We start from the raw sequence: 20,746 nt of genomic DNA, 5'->3' as shown, positions 1-20,746 counted from the left end.
GTTCCTACTTGGAGAGCAAGTGGACCAGTTGCTCGACGGCCAGTTTGTAGCCGTTGACGCCAGCGCCCACAATGATCGAGCTGGCCACCGGTGAAACATAAGAATGATGGCGGAAGGCTTCGCGCTGGTGAACGTTGGAAATGTGGACCTCGATCAGCGGTAATTCAACGCCGCTGATTGCATCGGCGATGGCCACTGAGGTGTGGGTGAATGCTCCAGGGTTCATGATGATCCCGGCGGCCGAACCACGGGCCTCATGAATCGCATCAATCAGCACACCTTCGTGATTGGACTGCAGTGCGCGTAGCTCGTAGCCATTGGCTGCTGCGGTGTCACGGGCTAGCTGTTCAACATCAGCCAAGGTGTCATGTCCATAAATCTGTGGCTCACGAGTTCCCAGCAGGTTCAGGTTCGGTCCGTTGAGCAGCAGGATGGTGCGTGTCGCGTTCTGGGTCATGGACTCAAATCTATTACAAACTTGGCCGATCCACCGCCAATGTTTATTGTTCAACGAGAAAACGCCACCGCTGTAAGAGGACTCAGAAAGTGTTCTCTTACCGCGGTGGCGTTATTGCCTATGGGTTACTTGCCCATGGACTGCGCGATCTGACTCATAACTGTCGAATCCGAGAGCGTAGTTGCATCGCCGACCTCGCGGCCCTCAGCAACGTCCTTGAGCAAACGACGCATGATCTTGCCCGAGCGGGTCTTGGGAAGTTCAGGAACCACCAAAACATGCTTCGGCTTAGCGATCGGACCAATATCCTTGCCAACATGGTTGCGTAAGGTAGCAACCACATCTTCACCATCGGCAGGCTCGGTCTGCAGGATCACAAAGGCAACCACGGCTTCACCGGTGGTGTCATCCTTGGCACCAACTACTGCTGCTTCAGCCACGTACGGGTGAGCCACCAGAGAGGACTCGATTTCGGTGGTGGATAGGCGGTGACCGGACACGTTCATCACATCGTCCACGCGGCCGAGCAGCCAGAGGTCGCCGTCATCATCCTTTTTGGCACCGTCGCCGGCAAAGTACGTGTTCTCGAAGCGGGACCAGTAAGTTTCCTTGTAACGTTCCATGTCGCCCCAGATGCCGCGCAGCATCGAAGGCCATGGTTCGCGGATGACCAGGAAACCGCCTTGGCCGTCGTCCACCGAGGCACCGGTTTCATCCACCACGTCAATGCTGATACCCGGTACGGCGACCTGAGCCGAGCCTGGCTTGGTTGCGGTCACGCCAGGTAGCGGGGTGATCATGTGAGCGCCGGTTTCGGTCTGCCACCAGGTGTCAACGATAGGTGTCGGGTTCTCCTTGCGCTCACCGTTCTTGCCGTTATTGCTGCCGATGACCTCGCGGTACCACATCCATGCTTCGGGGTTGATCGGCTCACCGACCGAACCGAGCACGCGCAGGGAGGAAAGATCATAACCATCAGGGATCTCACGTCCCCACTTCATGAAGGTACGGATGGCAGTCGGTGCGGTGTAAAGGATCGAAACACCATACTTTTCTACCAGTTCCCACCAGCGACCCTGATGTGGGGTGTCAGGGGTGCCCTCGTAGATCAGCTGGGTTGCACCGTTGATCAATGGGGCATAGGTGACATAGGAATGGCCGGTGATCCAACCAATATCCGCGGTGCACCAGTACACATCAGATTCTGGGTGCAGATCAAAGGTGTCGCGGTGGGTCACCGCACCCTGGGTCAGGTAGCCACCGGTGGTGTGAACGATTCCCTTGGGTTTGCCAGTGGTGCCCGAGGTGTAGAGCACAAATAGTGGGTGCTCGGAGTCGTGAGCTACCGCGGTGTGCTCTGCAGGGGCTGTCTCAACGACCTCATGCCACCACTTGTCCAGGGGGCCGAAGTCGGTCGGCTCGCCGTTGCGCTTGACCACCAGTACGTTTTCCACGGTGTGACCCTCGGCTACGAGCGCGGCATCCACGGCAGGTTTCAGCGACGAAGGTTTGCCACGGCGCCAGGTGCCGTCGGCGGTGACCACCAGTTTGGCGTCGGCATCATCGATTCGGCTACGCAATGCGTCGGCGGAGAAGCCACCGAAGACCACCGAGTGGATCGCACCAATGCGGGCGCAGGCGAGCATGGTGATCACGGCTTCGGGAATCATTGGCAGGTATACCGCCACACGATCTCCCTTGGTCACACCCAAGGACTCAAAGGCATTGGCCGCCTTCTTGACCTCTTCGGTCAGCTGAGCATAGGTGTAGGTGCGGGTATCACCGGGTTCGCCCTCGAAGTAAATGGCCACCCTCTCGCCCAGACCGTTTTCAACGTGGCGATCCAGGGCGTTGTAAGCGGCGTTAAGCTTGCCACCGACAAACCACTTGGCCACCGGAGCTTGGGACCAGTCGAGGGTCTGCGTGAAGTCGGTGTCCCAAGTCAGAACATTGCGTGCCTGATCGGCCCAGTAGGCCAGACGGTCAGCGCTGGCAGCTTCATAGCTAGCAGCGGTGGCAATCGCCTGATTACTGAACTCTTTGCTCGGGGCAAAAGACCGGTTTTCATGTGACAGGTTGTCCAAGGTTTTCGAATCGCTCACGGGCTTCGCGTCCTTCCGTGTGAAGATAAATATTCCCTGTGATCAAAGTTACATCCTCTTTGCTCCTTGGTTGTGCTTTGTGTCACCAATGGGGCTGAAAGTGGTTGACTTCTGCGCTGAGCGGTTAGTTCATTGCGATGAACAGCAGTTGTTGACGGTGTCAGGGAATGAAAAGTTGGCCGGCACATGAAACGATCTATGCGTGGCGAAAAAACCAAAAGAGGAAACAGAGCTGGGCCTGAAACGTCGGGCGCGCAAGATCAATCGGATACTGGCCCAAACCTATCCGTATGCGGTTCCAGAGCTGGACTTTGAAAATCCCTTCGAGCTGCTGGTGGCCACAGTGCTCTCAGCGCAGACCACAGATGTGCGGGTCAATGCGATCACGCCGCAGCTTTTTGCCCGTTTTGGAAATGCGCTAGCGATGAGTCAGGCGCCGCGCGGCGAGATCGAGGAATTGATCCGGCCCACCGGGTTTTTCCGTGCCAAGACCGATTCCTTGCTCGGACTTTCCGCAGCGCTAGTCGAGCGCCATCACGGTGAGGTCCCGCCCACATTGGAGGAACTAATTAAGCTTCCCGGTGTGGGGCGCAAGACCGCCAACGTTGTTTTGGGCAATGCCTTTGGTGTCCCGGGAATTACCGTAGATACCCACTTTGGGCGACTAGCCAACCGCTTTGGGTGGAGCGAAGAAACCGACCCAGTGAAACTGGAACATGAAGTCGGCGCGCTGTTCGAAAAACGCGATTGGACCATGCTTAGCCACCGCGTCGTTTTCCATGGTCGCCGAATCTGTCATGCTCGCAAACCCGCCTGTGGCGTGTGCCCAGTGGCGAAGTTGTGCCCCTCCTATGGCATCGGCGAGGAAATACCTGCCAAGGCTGCGAAGTTGCTTAAGTATGAGCTCGCCCCGGGGCGCGAAGACTTGCTAGCAAAAATGCAGGCCGGTGCCACTCGTCGGCAGCTACGCGAGCAAGGATATGGATTGGACGCATGAGCGCACGCAGTGAACTGAAACAGGTTATCGCCACAAAACAAGCCAAGGTGGGCGCAACAACAAAGCTGCCTAAGGAATGGATCGAAATGGATCTCCAAGGCAGCCCAGCCCGCAAGGCTGCCGTCTTGATTCTCTTTGGGGCCGCCGGTGAGCATTCGTTGAGCGAAAATGCACAAGCCAAAGACCTGGACGTACTGTTTGTTGAACGGGCCACAACCTTGCGTAAACACGCCGGGCAAATCGCCTTCCCTGGAGGCGGGGTTGATCCCGAGGACTCTGGCGTCACCGATGCGGCGTTGCGTGAGGCATGGGAAGAAACCGGGGTGAAAACCAGCGGCATCGAAGTTCTTGGAGACCTAGGGGAAACTGAACTGCCGGTATCTAATTTCCTGGTGACACCGGTGGTGGGTTGGTGGCATACCGAGTCTGCGGTACATGCGGTGGACCCGGGGGAAAGCGCCGGGGTTTTCCGGGCACCCGTGGCCGACTTGTTGAATCCTAAAAATCGGGTGACCGGGGTGGTGCAACGCAATGGTCGAAGTTTCCGCTCACCGGCTTTCAGATTTGGTGAACGGATCATCTGGGGATTCACCGCCATCGTGCTAGACCGGCTCTTCACCGATCTGGGCTGGACTCATTCTTGGGACACCGCGCGCGAAGTACGCATGAATTAGTAGCCGAGCCTCTACTTCGCTTCACCATAGTTGGCGTTGATGGCCACACTGACCGGGAAGTACGGCGAAGAGGCCCCAAAGAGGGTGCGTCCGGCCAGCATCGCCGCGTGCCGGATAAGGTCTTGAAGCTGCTCAGCGAGTTCAACAGGGCATTCAAAAACGATCTCGTCGTGCACAAAAAAGACCTGCTGGCATACTTCGCCCCAGCCGGCGGTGCGGATCAGGTGCCTAGCATGCCCCATCCACACCAGTGCCCACTCGGCCGCGGTTGCCTGAACCACAAAGTTTCGGGTGAACCGGCCCCTAGCTCGGGCCGCCATGTCAGCTGCGCGCTGCGAAGCTTCATCTGAGGTGTCGCGTTGGGCGCGCATCCAGACCTCATCGGCTGGCGGGCAACCACGACCCAAAAAGCTGCGTACCCCCAAGCCTTGTTCTCCTGCCTGGGCTGCTTGCTCGACAAATTTCATGGCGGTCGGGAAGCTGCGGGTCAAGGCGGCGCCAACGTTACCTGAAGCGCCACCACCACCGCCGTAGATCACCGAAAGCATGCCCAATTTAGCCTCCTGGCGCGTGGAGACCAGCTTGGCGTCCAACAGCCACTGGTACAGGTCATCTTGCTGACCGGCTCGTTGTAACTGTTGGTCATTGGAAATCGCCGCCAAAATGCGCGGTTCTAATTGTCGCCCGTCGGCGACCACAAAGGTGCGCCCGGGAGCGGTTCGTACAACCTGACGAATGGCATGGGGAAGCTGCAAAGCGCCACCGCCGGAGGCAGCCCAACGGCCAGAGGCCACGGTGCCAAGCACGTAGTGCGGGTGGAAGCGCGAATTTTTCACCCATTGGTCAAGCCACGCATCGCCGTGAGAGCTGGCAAGCCTGGAAAGTTTTTTATACTCCAGCACTTGGTTGATCAGTGGATGCTTGATCTGCTCTAGTTCCCATGCCCGCACCGAACGCACCGCGAATCCTGCCTTGTGCAAGGCACGAAGTAGCTCCTGCGGAGAATCGGGGTTCAACCCTGGCGTGCCCAATGCAGCCGCTAATTCTTGTGCCTTCGCCACAAGCTTAGGCGGACGCGAGTAGTCCGTGACCCGCTCACCTAATTGCTCGCGCAACAGTGCCCGGTGTTCAGATTCGTCCCAGGAAAGCCCGGCTTCTTCCATTTCACAAGCAATAATCGCGCCCACCGACTCTGCATGAATCAGCAGTTCTAAACGCCGACGCGCTATCTGATCCGCTGGCATCGCCTTTTGCTGCTGGGAGTAGAGTCCAACCAAATCCTCGAGGGACTCGCCTGAGCTAGGAGCTGCAAAAAGCGCATCCTGATTGAAGCGGTCGGGAACGGAGAGCGGACGTTCAAGATCAAAATCGGCGACAGGCTCGCTGGCTAACGGGGTGCGATGCATGATGCGTTGAGCTAAAGACACAATGTATGCCTTGGCCAAGAAAACACCAGAAGACACCAAGGGTTTCATCCACGGGTCAGTACGCAACATGGCCCAGCGCGGTTGAACCTGCGCCTCCATCGTCTCGATAACACTGACAAAGTCTTCGCGTGAGACCTGCTGTATTTCCTTAAGCGACTGACCTGTTTGAGCTTCGCGAAGATCGATTAGGGCGTAGCCATCGGGATCGGAAGCTATAAAGGCGATGGCACTCATACCTCCATTGTGCCGTGCCACTCTCAGATATCCCCAGTTGGCACCCTACCGGTAATGAACTCGAGCACCTGATGCCACGCTCAATAGATGAAATGGCTAACTGACACCTCAATAGGACCGCAGTCTCACACAACCGATCGCTTCATCATGACCCAACTTGAAGACCCGGTAACAAGGCCAGCGACAAAGCTGGTGACAGGATCGGTACAAACCCAGGGACAAGCAGCTCTGGGGGATGTGAGCAATGAACCAGTATGCACCATCGTGAGCGGGGACCCACGAATCATTGAACTCTGTGCCGCAATTGCAGTGGGAGCTGCGGTACGCATTGTTCAATGCACCCAACCTGACAGCATAAGTCTTGGCATCTCAGGTCCGGTGCTCTGGGGAAGTGACATGGCGGCGGCCGCGAGTAATCAAAACTATCCGGTGGACGTGCTGGTGGGACCAGAATCCGAGGCGTCGCAGCTTTGGTCTCTAGCAAGTCGTATGCCTAAGGCTCGGGTTGCACTGCTACCCTCAGCAGGCCAATGGTTGGGAGAATATCTCGGATTGTGGGCCATGCGAGCTGGTCACGGACACACCTTGGCCATCTGCGCCACTGCAGGTGGATTGGGCACGACCACGATGGCCATGCTGTTGGCCCATGCCGGAACCTTGAGCGGCCTGCGCAGCGTGCTGATCGATGTTGACCCACATTCACGCAGTTTGTGGCCCTGCGTTACTTCCAAAGCACCGGTTGGTATCGGATGGGAAGAACTGGCAAAGTCTGGCGGCGCGTTGGCGGCACACCAACTGGCGGAGACACTGCCACAACTACGGGGAACCTCGGTATTGACGTGGACACAAACACAAGAGCAAGAGGCCTTAGAAGAACAATTACTAATCCGACTCCTCGCCTCAGCTCGTCAGGGTTTCGACTTTCTTGTGCTGGATACCGGACGTTCGTCGCATCCACAGCATCAGGTCATCAACCAATTTGTTGACCGTCACGTGTTCACCGCAAATAACGCCACCGTCCCTTCGACCGGTGACACGGTGTTATGCGGTGAGCAGCGTCTGCACAGATCCTCCCCGGATCAAACTCGGATTATTGGGACTTTTCCGATCAACAGTCGCATTATCAAAGCCACCGGACGTGGTGAATTACTCGATAGCTTCAAATCCCGAGCATTGCGTCAAGGGCTATCGGACCTTTGCTTACTTCCACAAGGTCAGGAGCAACACCGATGAGTTCAGGACGACACAGCAAAGACGGCACCACAGTTATCGCCGGACAGACCCTTGATGTAAAGATCCTCGAATCAGTGCGTGAACGAGCACTTCTATCCGGTGGAGAACTTGATGCCATCGCACTGGCAGGAGCAGTCCATGATTCCGGAGCGGCGTTGGGAGCACAAGGAGCAGCGCACTCGTTGGAGATCCTGCAACACGAAGTGGCAGGCCTTTCAATTCTTGAACCATTTGCGCGCATCCCCGATGTCACCGATGTCCTGGTAGATGGGCAAGGCCAAGTTTGGACCGATTCTCCACGGGGTTTGGAACTAACGGACTTCAAGTTTTCCTCACCTGAACGGGTCCGTGAATTGGCCGTTCACTTGGCAACCTTGGCTGGTCGACGGCTTGATTCGGCGAGCCCATTTATGGACATGAGCCTGAAAAATTATCGAGTTCACGCTGTCCTTCCACCCATCGCGGTCGCCGGCCCGCTCATTTCGATACGAGTTAAACACGGCAGTGCGTTGGGGCTTAGTGAAGTACTACAGCACTCCCTGGGATTCTGGGACTCACTGTTGCGCACCATTATTAACGAACAAATGAACTTTCTGATCACCGGAGGCACGGGCAGCGGAAAAACTACCTTGCTGCAATCGATGCTGTCCGTAGCCGGTGGACAACAGCGGTTAGTCATCGTTGAAGACTCCCAGGAATTACAAGTGAACCATCCGCATGTCGTTTCTCTGCAAACTAGGGCAGCAAACGTTGAAGCCGCGGGGCTTGTAGAACTCAAAGATCTGGTTGTTCAAGCTCTTCGAATGCGTCCTGACCGGCTAATTGTAGGGGAGTGCCGAGGCGAAGAAATTAGAGATTTTCTCGCGGCCATGAATACCGGACACCAAGGAGCGGCCGGAACGCTACATGCCAATAATCCAGAGTCAGTCCCAGCCCGACTAGCTGCCCTGGGAGCGCTGGCAGGATGGAGCGTTCAAGCCACCTCGCTGCAGGCCTCCAGCGCTCTTGATCTAGTGATCCATCTGAGTCGTGGGGATCAAGGTCGCCGCGGACCGGTAGCACTAGGAACCTTGGAGACGGACCAATCAGGGCGCATGATCATGCACACGCTAATTGATCTGCACTCCGCGGATCCATTCACGAAACATGCCCAAGAAGTGATGGAGAAAAAATTTGGACCCGAGATAATCAGCCAGATCGTCGCAGAGCTAGGCAACAGTACAGACAGGAATCAAGCACCATGCTGATACTTATCTGTTGCGCACTCGCGTTAGCTTTGTGGATCCCCGGCAACCAACGAACAGATATCCCAACCATCCCAGGGTGGAGTCGGTGGAAAAAGTCCGGGAAAACTGGGCAACAAGAGCATCTGGCCATGAATGAAGATGCACGAGTCATCCGAGAACTCTCAGCACTTCTACGCAGCGGCGTGGGGTTTTATCCAGCGCTTGAAGCACTGCTCGCCGTGGAAGAACACACTGGACCAGTCGCAAAAGCTCTCCACGAGTTACAAGCGACGCATCGTCTGAATAATCAACCGGGCAATGAATTAGTCTCCCTGCTTCACAGCGAATATCAGGCGGTGCAAAGACTACATTGGTGCCTAAAAATCTCGGAACACAGCGGTGCTAGTTTGGCTGAGGTTCTTGAACGGCTGGCCGAGGACTTAGAAGCAGCCCTGGTCGCCCAGCAATCCTTTGACGCTGCCATGGCCGGCCCGAAAGCCACGACAAAGTTACTCACTTGGCTTCCCCTGGTGGGCTTCGGGTTTGGACTATTGGTTGGTATCGACGTGATTGGTACAGTCATTTCCTCTTGGGTCGCCCAACTAAGCGTGGCTATCGGCGCAGGCCTCTGGGCAGCGAATAGATTCTGGTGCCAGCGACTCATGCGTTCAACCTCAGAGCAAGCACTGTCATGAACACGCTCATCCTGTTAGCGGCTGCGCTCGCCGGAATTCTCAGCCTAGGCAAAGGGTTTACTACGCGGTTTCCGTCTTTGGCGGACCACGCGAACGGTTCAGCCAAGCGTCATGCCAGCGAGCAACCAATCGAATTAGTTCTTGATCTGGGCGCTAGCCTGTTGGATTCAGGGATGCCTATAACCCAGATCCTAGATTTGCTCGGAAGCAGCATTGAACAGTGTGCAGTTTTGCGAAGCGTCGCCCGCTGCCTGGAAATGAACCTTGCCTGGGACAAAGCATGGGAAGCTGCACCACAATGGCTTGCACCTTTGCGCAAGGCGTTGCTTTTTGCCCACACCACTGGCGCACCTGCGGCCAATCTTCTACGCAATACAGCTGCGCTTCAGCGTCGCGAGCATGCCCAAAAAGTTGCTCGACTCGGAGCACAATTCGCAACAAAACTCGTTCTGCCCTTAGGAGCGTGCGCCTTGCCGGCTTTCATCGCTTTAGGCGTGGTGCCGTTGATCATTGCGCTGTTCCCCAGCATGTAGTTAGTTGGCAGAAGGTGACATGAGAGTTATACCCAGATCGCGGGAAGCTGTCTCGCACCACTACCCAACTAGCTGAAAGTGAAGATACACCGTTGGTTGCGCCAATGCCACCAACAACTATCACTGAGAAAGGTGAAAACGATGAACGGACAGTTCCGCGAAATCATGGAGCAACTGAAGGATGATCAGGGTTCCACCACGGCCGAGTTTGCGATGGTCACCCTGGCCGCCGTGGCATTCGCCGGCTTACTCATCAGCATCCTCTCCAGCGGCGATGTACGTGGAATGTTGATGGGCCTAATCAGCAAAGCCTTGTCGTTGTAGGTCATGAAATTCAACGATGAAACTGGAAGCAGCACCGCAGAATTTGCGGTGCTGCTTCCGGCAGTGGTGTTGATGCTTTCCCTTCTTCTCTGTCTCGGTGTTCTTGGTATCCAACAGATCCAAGTTCAGCAAGCAGCCGGTGCCATGGCTAGGGAATTGGCCCGGGGCGAAGACGGATCCACTGCACGAGCCAGCGGTGAACGATTAGCAGGGAACAAGGCCAGTTTTACAGTCTCTAACGGAGGCGGATTTTCTAAAGTTACCGTCCGCAAAGCGATGCAGATTCCCATTGTTGGAAACGTGCAAATACATGGCGAGGCAAGTGTCGCTATGGAAAGAAGCGACAAATGAAATCGTTGAGGGAGGACCGAGGCAGCGGCACGGTCATGACTACAGCGTTAGTGATCGTTGCTCTGCTTCTGACAGGGGCACTGCTAGCGTGGGCAGCTGCAGTGCGTGCGGCTATGACCGCCGCATCGGCTGCAGACTTAGCTGCGTTAGCGGCAGCAGATACCGCTCGTGGACTGCGCCCAGGAGATCCTTGTGGAGTGGCAGCAGAACTGGCCGCGGCCAACAAAGCTCATCTAGATTCGTGTCTAGTTGAAGCAGACGGGCAAACAGCAGCGGTCACCGCAAGAGTCGGAATCGCCTCTGAAATCATGGGGTTCGAAATCTACTCTGCGACGGCTAGGGCACGTGCCGGAGCGCCACCATTAGATCAGCCCTAGCTTGGACGGGCGCAGGTTACTTACCCAGGGGACTACCGATGATGTCTTGGCTCGACATCATCAAGGACGGCGGTGAGTAGCAAGATGGCTCCGGCCTTGTCCAGCGGATTATTGCGGTTGCCACATTTGGGGGATTGCACGCAGCTAGGGCAGCCGTACTGGCATTCGCACGCCTGGATCGCGTCTCGGGTTGCACGCACCCAATCGATGAACCGTTCGAATCCGCGTTCGGCAAATCCGGCACCGCCGGGCTGTGCATCATAAACAAAAATGGTTGGTTCACCGGTGTCCATATGCAGCGCGGTAGAAACCCCTCCAATATCCCAGCGATCGCTGGTGGCCACCAACGGAAGTAGCCCAATCATCGCATGCTCGGCTGCGTGTAGTGCCCCAGGAAATTGATCTACCATCAGACCAGCGCGCAACAATCGTTGTTCGGTCAGTGTGAACCAAACAGACTTGGTATTTAGGTCTCTGGCCTCTAGCTCAAGAGGTTCTTCGGAAAGTACTTCGTTAGAAGCCACAGATTTTCTTTGAAACGAAACGACTTGAGTGGTCACGGTGACTTCGCCAAAGAAGATGTTCAGTTCTCGGTGGCTGCTCTTACGTTCTTCAGCATCGATGGCAACCGTGGTTAGGTCTCGGGCAGTGGTGTAGTAATCGGGGTTGACTCTGCTCACGACGACCACGTGGTTCTGCTCATCGAGTTCTTCTACAAAGTAGCTGGCACCTTGATGGACGTAGATGGCTCCCGGATGAGCCTGATAGTGCGTTTGAGGTGAGTCCATGGTTCCAAGCAGGGCGCCGGTCTGGGCGTCAATGATATCTACGGGGCCTCCGCCGTCCGCACGGATTGAGAACATCGCTGCCGCGTGCTGGGGATGGGTCCAGAACCAGCCGGCCGGACGACGGCGCAGGTATCCTCTCTGAACTAGAGACTCAAGTAGCTGTTCGGTGTGCGGGCCAAACAGGTCAAGTTCTTCCGGGCGTAGGGGAGACTCTTGGGCAGCAGCACACAAATGTCCGCTGAGCACATACTTATTGTGAGGATCAAAAACAGTGGCTTCCACACCCAGATCGAAAATGGCTTCCGGATGATGAGCAAGGTAAGTATCTAAAGGATCTTCGGCTGCGACAAAAATAGCCAACGCATCTTGCCCGGAACGACCGGCTCGACCAATTTGCTGGAAGAACGAAGCACGAGTACCTGGCCAACCGGCTACGACCACGGCATCTAGCCCTGCAATATCGATGCCCAGCTCGAGGGCAGAAGTTGAGGTAACCCCCAGCAGTTCGCCGCTACGCAATTGTCGTTCAACTTCGCGACGCTCCGTGGGCAGATAGCCAGAACGGTAAGCTGCCAAACGTACTGAGAGCTCGGGGGCGAATCGTTCTAAATGTTTGCGTGTGAGCGTTGCAATGGTTTCAGCTCCACGGCGAGACTTGATGAAAACTATGGTGCGAACGTGATCCGCCATCAGATCAGTCAGAATTGATGCGCTCTCAGCAATCGCCGTGCGGCGAACAGGTGCACCGTTTTCCCCCTTGTGTTCCGTTAATGGTGGTTCCCATAGCCCAATGACTAACTCACCACTGGCAGAAAAATCATGAACGACGGCTTTGGCCTCAGCACCGATAAGGCGACCAAAGGACTCTTCTGGATCCGAACTGGTAGCCGAGGCGCCAATAAAAATCGGCGTGTTGCCATAGTGTTCGCAGATTCGCCGCAAGCGGCGCATCAAATTGGCGACATGGGCACCAAAAACACCTCTATAAGAATGCGCTTCATCTATAACGATGTATCGCAAGCGCTTAAAGAATCTTGACCATGCGGGATGGTTTGGCATGATACCCCGGTGCAACATATCCGGGTTCGTGAAAACAAAGTTGGCGTGCTGGCGGACCCATGTACGCGTTGCCTGATCCGTGTCGCCGTCATAGGGTGCGGCGCGAACACCAGGAACGTTCAGTGCCTCAACGGCAGCGAGCTGGTCGGCAGCCAGGGCTTTGGTGGGGCAAATATAAAGCACAGATGCGGCAGACCCTGCGTCATTAAATCCGCTGTCCCGGGCTTTGAAAAGCACGTCTAAACTCGGCATCAGGTAAGCCATCGACTTTCCTGATGCAGTGCCGGTAGACACGATGGTGTGCTGTCCCTCGTGGATGAGATTAGCTGCTTGAGACTGATGCAGCCAAGGCTTCTGAATTCCTAGGCCCTGAAAGATCTCGATCAGTTCCGGGCTGAGCCACGAAGGCCAGTCGCTGGTGACTTCATCTTTTGCTGGGCGTGAGCGACGATGCAAAACCGCATCCGGATCGTTCGTCCGGTCGTATGGATCCAGCAGGGAACGCACTGATTTCACGTGAACGCCTTTCGGAACCAAGAATTGCTGAGGTTAAAGACTATCGCCGCACCCTACACTTTCATGCGTTGGGTGCGGCGATAGAAAAGTATGTGGTGGTTTATGCCTTGAACATGACAACTTTGCCCAGCGAGGTCCAACCCAGAGATGCATAGAGTTGCTGACCGTCCACGGAGGCAATCAAGAGTCCTTCGTCGACATCATGTTCCTGAGCCAAGGAAGCGAGGGCGCGCATGATCAGGGTTCCTAGACCCCTGCGACGGAAGTCCGCACCGGTGATAATACGGTCAAAAATTGCCACACCCTCAACGGCCGATACATGACCGGAAGCGGCGACGATCTCTTGGTTCTCCTCGGGATGCAAGGAGACATAAGCATGGGTGCCATCGCGCTCGATCTGGAAGACAAAACCGTCCAGTGGCAGAGGTACCTCAACGTCATGCACTGCCAATTCCGTGACCATTAGTGCTTCGTCGTCAGCGGTAACTTGTAGACCGACTTCACTGGCGAATGCGACTAGATTTTCGGCCGAATCATCAAACGCCGTAAGACGACGGTTTGGGTGCTTTTTTAAGGTTTCAGCGACCGCGGCCAGTTCCTCTTTTGAGGGACCGTAGATGACGTATTCCCAGTCTTCGGTGGTGTCGTGACGCAGGGCAGCATGGACTCGTCCCTCGTTACGAGTTTCGTAGCCTCGAGCTCCAGCCCAGCCGGTGACCCAGGTGCCGATCAGTTCATCGCTTGCGTTTGATGCCATAATTTGACCCTACCTTGTCTTTACTAGGAATTTGCTGACATCGACCTAATCGTTGCCTAGTTGAAACCATTGGACCACCGGACCACTGGAAAATTCGCGACGAATCAGTGTGACGTTGCTCTTCTACTCGGCGTTTCGCGGCCAAAAGCTACTAATATTATATGGTGGCCATTCATCGCATTGTTCTGTATTACGCATTTACCCCGCTTCCCGACCCAGAGGCTATTCGCCTGTGGCAACGCTCTTTGCTGGAACGTTGGGGACTACGCGGACGTATCATCATCTCCAAAGACGGCATCAACGGTACTGTCGGTGGCGAGATCTCGGCAGTTAAAGCTTACGTCAAAGCTACCCGCGAACTTCCTGCCTTCAAGAAAATGGACATCAAATGGTCCGAAGGCTCCGCTGAAGACTTCCCACGTATCTCGGTCAAGGTCCGCGACGAGATCGTCACCTTTGGTGCCCCTGGCGAACTTGAGGTCGACGAAAACGGTGTTGTTGGCGGCGGAACCCACTTGCGCCCCGAAGAACTTCACGAGTTGGTAGATGAGAAGAAAAAGTCCGGCGAGAAGGTTCACTTCTTTGATGGCCGCAACGCGTTTGAAGCGCAGATCGGCAAGTTCAAGGACGCCATCGTTCCGGATGTGGACACCACCCGTGACTTCGTCGCTGAACTAGATTCTGGCAAGTACGACCATCTGAAAGACCAGCCAGTGGTTACCTACTGCACCGGTGGTATCCGTTGTGAAGTACTCTCCGCATTGATGGTGAAGCGTGGCTTCCAAGAGGTGTACCAGATGCAGGGCGGCATCGTCCGCTACGGCGAAAAGTACGCTGATGAAGGTCTCTGGGAAGGCTCGCTCTACGTCTTCGACAAGCGCATGCACACTGAGTTCTCGGAAGATGCCGTGACCATCGGTAAGTGCGTTGGCTGTGAAGGCCCAACGAATAAGTTTGAAAACTGTTCTAACCCAACCTGTCGCAACCTGCGCTTGTTCTGCGAGGACTGCGCCCACGACGATCAGCTACGTCGTTGCCCAGATTGCAGCAGCGTAGAGGCATAATCGTTTTCGGCTGACTTTGCTCGGCAACAACTTCCATGTGAGGTTGTTGCCGAGTTTTTTTATTTCGCGTTCTCTGGCCACAGCCCGACCGAAGCATCCGAGATCTCGGAGTCTTCAACCTCGGTTCGGTACACCTTGAGCCCCCGGGCAAGATAATTAGGAAGTGCAGCGTCCGAGTCCAAGGAGCAGGTGTGCAGCCAGACCCGACTGACCTCGGGCAGCGAAGGCCATCGTCGTGTTAGGTTCCATGCTTGAGTGAGTGCCTCGGTGAGCAATGCCCCTCCAAGACCTTGACCGGTAGCTTCAGGGAAGAGACCGAAATAAAAGATCTCCACTTCGCTCTTACCCGTTGCCGTTTCCGTGACTAGCTCAAAGTACCCACGTGGGGCGCCGGCTTGGTAGAGAACCCACGTTTCGGATCCATGACGTTCCAGAACTTCTTTCCATTGATCTCTGGTTGAAGTAAGACGATCCGTCCAGTTCAAGTCACTGCCAACACTTTGATACAAAAAGCGCGAGTACTCCGGGGAGATGTGCTCAACCAATTCAATGCTTGCCGTTGCCGGAAGGGGCTTGGACGAGCTGATGAGCTCTTGTGCAGACAGCTGTTGCAGGAAAGTAACGGTCACGTGAGTCATGCCCACATCTTATGCGTACTGGTTGGTGCAACCTATCTGCGCACAGTTGCATGACTAGGTAGACTTGAAGGTGTGAATGCCGCTGAATTTTCTGCCCTGGACGATACCCCTCAAAGCTCTAAACAGTCATTGATTGACTTGTTAGCTGCTGACTTAGCTGCAGTCGGTTATGGCTATGAAAACGTGGCTGAATTGCTCGGGGATGAAGCGGCTGCAGCATTTGCACGGGATCAGATTCATCCGGCTCTTCGAATCCTAGATCGTCAAAAGCCTGATACTGCTCTAGTGACTGTGGTGCGCCTCTTCCAGTTGGGTCAGACAGTAGCTGAAGCTGCCATCAATCAGGCATTTAGCGATGTGAAGACCGAGGGACTAATCAAGTTGGGTCTCATAGAATCTTGGGCCGCTGGATACCGTGCCACTATCGCCTTGGCGCTACATTCCTCTGATGCTGATGGCGAGCTGTGGGTAGCCCACGATCTAGGTGCTCATCAGCGACCGGGCGTCTTGCGCACCGACCATGTGCTGGGTATTGGGCAGGCGTCGCGGACTCTGGCGCAGCTAACCATTCGTGCTGATGTCCAGCGAGCCTTAGATCTTGGAACTGGTTGTGGAATCCAACTGTTTCATTTGCTCTCGCATGCTGAACATGTCACCGCCACCGACCTCTCTGCCCGCGCCTTGGGGTTCGCTCGCTTTAACTTGTTGTTGAACCACCGCACGCTGAACTTAGATCCAAACAATCTTGAAGCGCGCGTGACCTTGTTGCAAGGCAGCTTATTTGAGCCGGTGGCATCTGAGCGATTCGATCTGATTGCCAGCAATCCACCGTTCGTTATTACTCCTCGTAGCTCCAACGAGCGTGCCAAGGATCGTTTCACCTATCGTGACGGTGGAATGGCAGGAGACAACTTGGTCAGTACCCTGATCAGTCAGGCGCCTGAGTTCCTGACCCCGGGTGGGTCGATGCAGATGCTCTCAAACTGGGAGATTCATCGCTTAGGTGAGGAATCTGATACTGCCTGGGATCACCGCGTCCGGCAATGGTTTGGCGATGGCCTGGACGTGTGGGTTATTGAACGAGAGCAGACCACTCCTAGCGGATACGCTGAGACGTGGTTACGCGACTCTTCGCAAACTGAAGACACCAGCTCCTACATTTCCGCCTACAACGCATATCTTGATGATTTTGAGTCCCGCTCGGTGGCTGCTGTCGGGTTTGGTTTGGTTTACTTCCGCAAGCCAGTTGATGGCCGACCGGTCATGCAAAGTTTTGAGCAGATCACGCACCAAGTGGAGCAGCCACTGGCGCCGACCTTGCAGCGTGACATCGCCATGGCTGATCAGCTGGCTGCCGCGGGGGAGGACTTCAAAAATTGGCACCTCCTAGTGGCTGACGATGTTACCGAAGAGCGCCATCAGCGCCCGGGCGCGGAGCATCCAGGGGTGATCTTGTTGCGCCAAGGTGCAGGTCTGCGTAGGACTGAACTTCTTGATACTGCCCAAGCCGGTTTTGTTTCCGCATGCGACGGTGATTTGTCTGTAAATCAGCTAGTCAATGCCCTAGATTCATTAATCGGTGAGGAGGAGGAGGACTTCGCGGAACGACTTTATGAAGCAGTGAAGCGCCTCTTACTACACGGCATGCTTCGTAAAATGTGAAACAAGCGCTAAAGTTTTTCCCTATGACACGCAACACAACGCAGGAGCAGGCTTCGGAAGCCTCGAGCGCGACCGGCGAATATCCGCAGGTTGTCTCCATTACGGACCCACAGGCTATTCGCGCTTTGGCCCACGACGCACGACTCATCGTTTTAGATGAGCTCTTTGCCTCGCAAACAACTCGAACGGCAACCGAGCTTGCTTCGCTTTGTGACCTGACGCCTAGCGCCATGAGTTATCACTTACGGGCGCTTGAAAAATACGGATATGTGATTCGTGCGGCAAGCGAAGGCGATGCACGCGAACGCCGGTGGCGTGCTGCCGGAGAACGTTTGGAACTGAACACTCAGATCGACTCGTCCAATGCAAAGACTGCCTATCTCAACGTGCAATTAAACGCATTTAGAACTCGGTTGAATGCTGAAGTGCAGCGACGTCAAAATGAAGCCGCCGCAGGAATCACCCCAGATCCTGACCGACCGCCCATGCTAACAAGCGGTTTGGTGTTCCTCTCAGAGGACAAGCAGCGTGAGTTCAACCGCAGAATGTTGGACTTGGTCTATGAGTACGAGGCGAAAGCTACTGCCGAGGAACGAAGCATTGACTCCCGTCGTATGTTCTACTTAATCTCGTTGCTTCCTGAATATCAGAGTTCCGGAGAAGCAGCCCTGTAATAAGCTTGGCTCAAACCACAACGATCCTTCGGTGTAAGATCATCGGGAAATGTGGCTATAGAGTAGGCACAAAGAACGAAGTTGCGATGGCGGACTGATAAAGGGTCATAATCTGACTCCAATAGTCCGGACTGTTTAAAAGGAGTGCTGTGCCCCCGAAGGCCAAAGAAAAGACTGGTAAGAAACTCGTTATCGTGGAGTCTCCTGCCAAGGTGAAGTCGATCGCCAAGTATTTGGGCGAGGGCTTTGACGTTGATGCTTCGGTGGGGCACATTCGCGATCTTCCACAGCCATCTGAACTACCAACCGAGTTAAAGAAGACTTCGGTTGGCAAGTTTGCTGTTGATCTGGATAACGACTTTGAGCCGTATTACATGGTCTATCCAGACAAGAAAAAGCGTGTTTCTGAGCTGAAAGCCAAGCTCAAAGAAGCCGACGAACTTTACCTCGCAACCGATGCGGACCGCGAAGGTGAAGCCATCGCGTGGCACCTGTTGCAGGTCCTGAAGCCAAAGGTCCCGGTACGCCGTCTGGCCTTTACCGAAATCACCAAGGAAGGTATTTCTCGCGCGCTGGATAACATGCGCGAACTGGATACCGACCTAGTTGATGCCCAGGAAACCCGACGCGTCCTGGACCGCCTTTACGGCTATGAAATCTCACCAGTGCTGTGGCGCAAGGTAGCTCGCGGTCTGTCTGCAGGTCGAGTGCAGTCCGTGGCGACCCGTCTGGTTGTTGAGCGTGAGCGCGAGCGTATGGCGTTCATCCCTGCCGGATATTGGGATGTGAAGGGTAACTTCGCAACCAAGGAAGGGGAAGCTTTTGAAGCGAAGCTGGCATCTGTTGACGGTGCACGCGTCGCCTCGGGACGTGACTTTGACGACCGCGGTGTCCTGAAGACCTCGCGCAACAAGCTTGTTCACCTAGATCAGGAATCAGCGCAGTCGCTGGTCACTAATCTTGCTGACACTGACTTTGCCGTGACCTCGGTTGAAGACAAGCCTTACACCCGTCGACCGGCCGCGCCATTCACCACTTCAACCTTGCAGCAGGAAGCCTCACGCAAGTTGCGTTGGAGCTCCAAGCTGACCATGCAGATCGCTCAGCGACTGTATGAAAACGGTTATATCACCTACATGCGTACGGACTCGGTCTTCCTCTCCCAGGAAGCAACCAACGCTGCGCGTAAACAGGCTACCGAACTTTACGGTGCCGACTCGGTTCCAGCTAAGCCACGTGTTTACAAGGCAAAGTCTGATGCTGCTCAGGAAGCGCACGAAGCGATCCGTCCAGCCGGTGACATGTTCCGTCGCCCCAAAGATGTGCGCTCGTCGCTGTCCAAGGATGAAAACGCCCTATACGAGCTGATCTGGAAGCGCACAGTTGCTTCGCAGATGGCTGACGCCAAGGGTTTCACTGCCACAATCAAATTGCAGGGCACGGCCAGTGATAGCCGCGTGGCTGAGTTCTCGGCCTCCGGCACCGTCATCACCTTCCGCGGTTTCCTTTCTGCCTATGAAGAAGGCAAGGATGAGCAGGCTGTAGAAGCTGCTGCAGCGGACGCTGAGGCTCGCTTGCCACAGCTGAGCGTCGGACAGTACCTCGCTGGAGACGAATTGTTGGCTTTGGGTCACGAGACCACACCGCCAGCACGCTACACCGAAGCTTCGATTGTTGCTGAGTTGGAAAAGCGCGAAATCGGTCGCCCCTCGACCTATGCGCCGACCATCTCGACCATCATGGATCGTGGGTATGTCACCAAGCGTGGCGGAGCCCTGGTGCCAAGCTGGATTGCGTTCTCCGTGATCCGCCTGCTCGAAGAGCACTTCGCCAAGTACGTTGACTACGACTTCACTGCCCGGTTGGAAGATGACCTAGATGAGATCGCTAAGGGCCACCGAGCTCGTACCGACTGGTTGAACCTTTTCTACTTTGGCAAGGGTGCAGAGTCTGAGGCTGAAGGCTTGAAGCATGTTGTCGATAACCTCGGCGACATCGACGCACGTGCCATCAACTCCATCCCGGTCACCGACGACATCACCTTGCGTGTGGGCAAGTTTGGTCCGTACCTGGAGCGTGCCATCCCAGAAGGCGCAGAGGAAGGCACCGAACCACAACGTGCCAACGTCCCTGAGGACTTGGCACCGGATGAGCTGACTGCGCAGAAGGCGGAAGAGCTTTTTGCCACCTCGCAGGTCTCAGAAAATGAACTAGGTACCGATCCGGAAACTGGTCGCAAAATCGTGGCCAAGGATGGTCGTTACGGCGCCTACGTCACCGAGATCATTCCAGAGCCTACTGCCGAAGAACTGGCCGCTCAGCCGGTGGAATACTACAAGAACGGCAAGCCGAAGCCACCTAAAAAGCCGGTCAAGGTTAAGCCTCGTACTGCTTCTTTGTTCAAGAACATGAGCGTTGAAACGGTGACCCTTGACGAAGCGTTGAAGCTGATGAGCCTTCCGCGCGTTGTGGGTGCCGATGCTGAGGGTGAAGAGATTACCGTGCAGAACGGTCGCTTTGGCCCGTACCTGAAGAAGGGGAGCGACTCGCGCTCCATCGAGAGCGAAGAGCAGATCTTCACTATCACTCTTGAAGAGGCCCTAGAGATCTACTCGCAGCCTAAACAACGAGGACGTCGTGCAGCCGTTCCACCGTTGGCGGAGTTTGGCGTAGATCCAACCAGCGAAAAAAACATCGTGGTCAAGGATGGTCGCTTCGGTCCGTACATTACTGATGGCATCACCAACATCACTGTTCCGCGAGCAACTTCCCTAGAAGAGCTCACTCGTGAACAAGCCATCGAATTGCTGGCCGACAAGCGAGCCCGCGGACCGGTAAAGCGAACTGCCAAGAAAGCCCCTGCGAAGAAGGCAGCTGCAAAAAAGGCTCCGGCCAAGAAAGCACCTGCCAAAAAGACTACGACCAAAAAGACGACCGCAAAAAAGACTGACTAGTAGA

General features: G+C 55.4%; 19 protein-coding genes. 13 read left to right on the top strand and 6 right to left on the bottom strand.

Annotated features, from left to right (window positions below; translation table 11 throughout):
* Positions 1 to 4: 4 nt before the first annotated feature.
* Together aroQ and acs are read right to left on the bottom strand one after the other, a co-directional pair.
* The gene (gene aroQ / locus FJV47_RS08560; RefSeq protein WP_159612002.1) at positions 5 to 457 is read right to left on the bottom strand and encodes a type II 3-dehydroquinate dehydratase; all 453 of its coding nucleotides are present in this window, start codon (positions 455 to 457) and stop codon (positions 5 to 7) included.
* Between the two features lie 125 nt (positions 458 to 582).
* On the bottom strand, positions 583 to 2,559 hold the full coding sequence (gene acs / locus FJV47_RS08555) for an acetate--CoA ligase (RefSeq protein WP_159612000.1): 1,977 nt from the start codon (positions 2,557 to 2,559) through the stop codon (positions 583 to 585).
* A 202-nt stretch (positions 2,560 to 2,761) separates the two neighbouring features.
* On the opposite strand from acs, the gene nth reads away from it, so the two are divergent.
* Positions 2,762 to 3,556: an endonuclease III gene (gene nth, locus FJV47_RS08550; RefSeq protein WP_159611998.1), complete on the top strand. Its 795-nt coding sequence runs from the start codon at positions 2,762 to 2,764 to the stop codon at positions 3,554 to 3,556.
* Positions 3,553 to 4,230: a CoA pyrophosphatase gene (locus FJV47_RS08545; RefSeq protein WP_159611996.1), complete on the top strand. Its 678-nt coding sequence runs from the start codon at positions 3,553 to 3,555 to the stop codon at positions 4,228 to 4,230. Before nth ends, FJV47_RS08545 begins: the two co-directional genes overlap by 4 nt.
* A gap of 11 nt (positions 4,231 to 4,241) precedes the next feature.
* Here FJV47_RS08545 and FJV47_RS08540 read toward each other — a convergent pair whose 3' ends face one another.
* Positions 4,242 to 5,891, bottom strand: a complete 1,650-nt coding sequence (locus FJV47_RS08540; protein WP_159611994.1) for a bifunctional 3'-5' exonuclease/DNA polymerase — start codon at positions 5,889 to 5,891, stop codon at positions 4,242 to 4,244.
* A 147-nt stretch (positions 5,892 to 6,038) separates the two neighbouring features.
* On the opposite strand from FJV47_RS08540, the gene FJV47_RS08535 reads away from it, so the two are divergent.
* The 7 genes from FJV47_RS08535 (at position 6,039) to FJV47_RS08505 (ending at position 10,630) form a co-directional block, all read left to right on the top strand.
* Entirely contained in the window at positions 6,039 to 7,124 is a 1,086-nt protein-coding gene (locus FJV47_RS08535) for a hypothetical protein (RefSeq protein WP_159611992.1), read from the top strand.
* Positions 7,121 to 8,371, top strand: coding sequence for a TadA family conjugal transfer-associated ATPase (locus tag FJV47_RS08530; protein WP_159611990.1), 1,251 nt, complete (start codon positions 7,121 to 7,123; stop codon positions 8,369 to 8,371). The genes FJV47_RS08535 and FJV47_RS08530 overlap by 4 nt, the downstream gene beginning before the upstream one ends.
* A 128-nt stretch (positions 8,372 to 8,499) precedes the next feature.
* Positions 8,500 to 9,045, top strand: a complete 546-nt coding sequence (locus FJV47_RS08525; RefSeq protein WP_159611988.1) for a type II secretion system F family protein — start codon at positions 8,500 to 8,502, stop codon at positions 9,043 to 9,045.
* The gene (locus tag FJV47_RS08520) at positions 9,042 to 9,578 is read left to right on the top strand and encodes a type II secretion system F family protein (RefSeq protein ID WP_159611986.1); all 537 of its coding nucleotides are present in this window, start codon (positions 9,042 to 9,044) and stop codon (positions 9,576 to 9,578) included. The genes FJV47_RS08525 and FJV47_RS08520 overlap by 4 nt, the downstream gene beginning before the upstream one ends.
* Before the next feature lie 141 nt (positions 9,579 to 9,719).
* On the top strand, positions 9,720 to 9,902 hold the full coding sequence (locus tag FJV47_RS08515) for a DUF4244 domain-containing protein (RefSeq protein ID WP_159611984.1): 183 nt from the start codon (positions 9,720 to 9,722) through the stop codon (positions 9,900 to 9,902).
* A gap of 3 nt (positions 9,903 to 9,905) precedes the next feature.
* Positions 9,906 to 10,253 carry a TadE family type IV pilus minor pilin gene (locus FJV47_RS08510; RefSeq protein ID WP_159611982.1) on the top strand — a complete coding sequence of 116 codons (348 nt, stop codon included), beginning with the start codon at positions 9,906 to 9,908 and terminating at the stop codon, positions 10,251 to 10,253.
* Positions 10,250 to 10,630: an Rv3654c family TadE-like protein gene (locus tag FJV47_RS08505; protein WP_159611980.1), complete on the top strand. Its 381-nt coding sequence runs from the start codon at positions 10,250 to 10,252 to the stop codon at positions 10,628 to 10,630. The genes FJV47_RS08510 and FJV47_RS08505 overlap by 4 nt, the downstream gene beginning before the upstream one ends.
* 32 nt (positions 10,631 to 10,662) lie before the next feature.
* Here the strand turns inward: FJV47_RS08505 and FJV47_RS08500 are convergent, their stop codons facing one another.
* Both FJV47_RS08500 and FJV47_RS08495 read right to left on the bottom strand, forming a co-directional pair.
* Positions 10,663 to 12,993 (bottom strand): DEAD/DEAH box helicase, encoded by a 2,331-nt coding sequence (locus FJV47_RS08500; protein ID WP_159611978.1) that lies wholly within the window; start codon positions 12,991 to 12,993, stop codon positions 10,663 to 10,665.
* A 100-nt stretch (positions 12,994 to 13,093) separates the two neighbouring features.
* Entirely contained in the window at positions 13,094 to 13,750 is a 657-nt protein-coding gene (locus tag FJV47_RS08495) for a GNAT family N-acetyltransferase (RefSeq protein ID WP_159611976.1), read from the bottom strand.
* A gap of 164 nt (positions 13,751 to 13,914) precedes the next feature.
* Between FJV47_RS08495 and FJV47_RS08490 the strand changes: the two genes are divergently transcribed.
* Entirely contained in the window at positions 13,915 to 14,814 is a 900-nt protein-coding gene (locus FJV47_RS08490) for a rhodanese-related sulfurtransferase (protein ID WP_159613093.1), read from the top strand.
* A 59-nt stretch (positions 14,815 to 14,873) separates the two neighbouring features.
* On the opposite strand, the gene FJV47_RS08485 is transcribed toward FJV47_RS08490, so the two are convergent.
* The gene (locus tag FJV47_RS08485; RefSeq protein ID WP_159611974.1) at positions 14,874 to 15,452 is read right to left on the bottom strand and encodes a GNAT family N-acetyltransferase; all 579 of its coding nucleotides are present in this window, start codon (positions 15,450 to 15,452) and stop codon (positions 14,874 to 14,876) included.
* 72 nt (positions 15,453 to 15,524) lie between these two features.
* On the opposite strand from FJV47_RS08485, the gene FJV47_RS08480 reads away from it, so the two are divergent.
* The 3 genes from FJV47_RS08480 to topA all read left to right on the top strand — a co-directional run bounded on the left by FJV47_RS08480 (position 15,525) and on the right by topA (position 20,742).
* On the top strand, positions 15,525 to 17,114 hold the full coding sequence (locus FJV47_RS08480; protein WP_159611972.1) for a methyltransferase: 1,590 nt from the start codon (positions 15,525 to 15,527) through the stop codon (positions 17,112 to 17,114).
* A 23-nt stretch (positions 17,115 to 17,137) separates the two neighbouring features.
* Positions 17,138 to 17,788 carry a helix-turn-helix transcriptional regulator gene (locus FJV47_RS08475; protein ID WP_159611970.1) on the top strand — a complete coding sequence of 217 codons (651 nt, stop codon included), beginning with the start codon at positions 17,138 to 17,140 and terminating at the stop codon, positions 17,786 to 17,788.
* Between the two features lie 149 nt (positions 17,789 to 17,937).
* Positions 17,938 to 20,742: a type I DNA topoisomerase gene (gene topA / locus FJV47_RS08470; protein ID WP_159611968.1), complete on the top strand. Its 2,805-nt coding sequence runs from the start codon at positions 17,938 to 17,940 to the stop codon at positions 20,740 to 20,742.
* Positions 20,743 to 20,746 lie beyond the last annotated feature (4 nt).

Source organism: Glutamicibacter sp. JC586, from assembly GCF_009805585.1.
Classification (GTDB): Bacteria; Actinomycetota; Actinomycetes; order Actinomycetales; family Micrococcaceae; genus Glutamicibacter.
Note: the sequence above shows the minus strand (reverse complement) of the source record. Positions and strands in the feature narration are given on the sequence as shown.

What these genes read in the sequence shown, in the direction of transcription:
- FJV47_RS08545 (WP_159611996.1), top strand. Translation starts at nt 3,553, where the DNA reads ATGAGCGCACGCAGTGAACTGAAACAGGTTATCGCCACAAAACAAGCC.
- FJV47_RS08520 (WP_159611986.1), top strand. Translation starts at nt 9,042, where the DNA reads ATGAACACGCTCATCCTGTTAGCGGCTGCGCTCGCCGGAATTCTCAGC.
- aroQ (WP_159612002.1), bottom strand. Translation starts at nt 457, where the DNA reads ATGACCCAGAACGCGACACGCACCATCCTGCTGCTCAACGGACCGAAC.
- FJV47_RS08510 (WP_159611982.1), top strand. Translation starts at nt 9,906, where the DNA reads ATGAAATTCAACGATGAAACTGGAAGCAGCACCGCAGAATTTGCGGTG.
- FJV47_RS08485 (WP_159611974.1), bottom strand. Translation starts at nt 15,452, where the DNA reads ATGACTCACGTGACCGTTACTTTCCTGCAACAGCTGTCTGCACAAGAG.
- FJV47_RS08475 (WP_159611970.1), top strand. Translation starts at nt 17,138, where the DNA reads ATGACACGCAACACAACGCAGGAGCAGGCTTCGGAAGCCTCGAGCGCG.
- FJV47_RS08540 (WP_159611994.1), bottom strand. Translation starts at nt 5,891, where the DNA reads ATGAGTGCCATCGCCTTTATAGCTTCCGATCCCGATGGCTACGCCCTA.
- FJV47_RS08530 (WP_159611990.1), top strand. Translation starts at nt 7,121, where the DNA reads ATGAGTTCAGGACGACACAGCAAAGACGGCACCACAGTTATCGCCGGA.
- FJV47_RS08515 (WP_159611984.1), top strand. Translation starts at nt 9,720, where the DNA reads ATGAACGGACAGTTCCGCGAAATCATGGAGCAACTGAAGGATGATCAG.
- FJV47_RS08505 (WP_159611980.1), top strand. Translation starts at nt 10,250, where the DNA reads ATGAAATCGTTGAGGGAGGACCGAGGCAGCGGCACGGTCATGACTACA.
- FJV47_RS08495 (WP_159611976.1), bottom strand. Translation starts at nt 13,750, where the DNA reads ATGGCATCAAACGCAAGCGATGAACTGATCGGCACCTGGGTCACCGGC.
- FJV47_RS08535 (WP_159611992.1), top strand. Translation starts at nt 6,039, where the DNA reads ATGACCCAACTTGAAGACCCGGTAACAAGGCCAGCGACAAAGCTGGTG.
- FJV47_RS08525 (WP_159611988.1), top strand. Translation starts at nt 8,500, where the DNA reads ATGAATGAAGATGCACGAGTCATCCGAGAACTCTCAGCACTTCTACGC.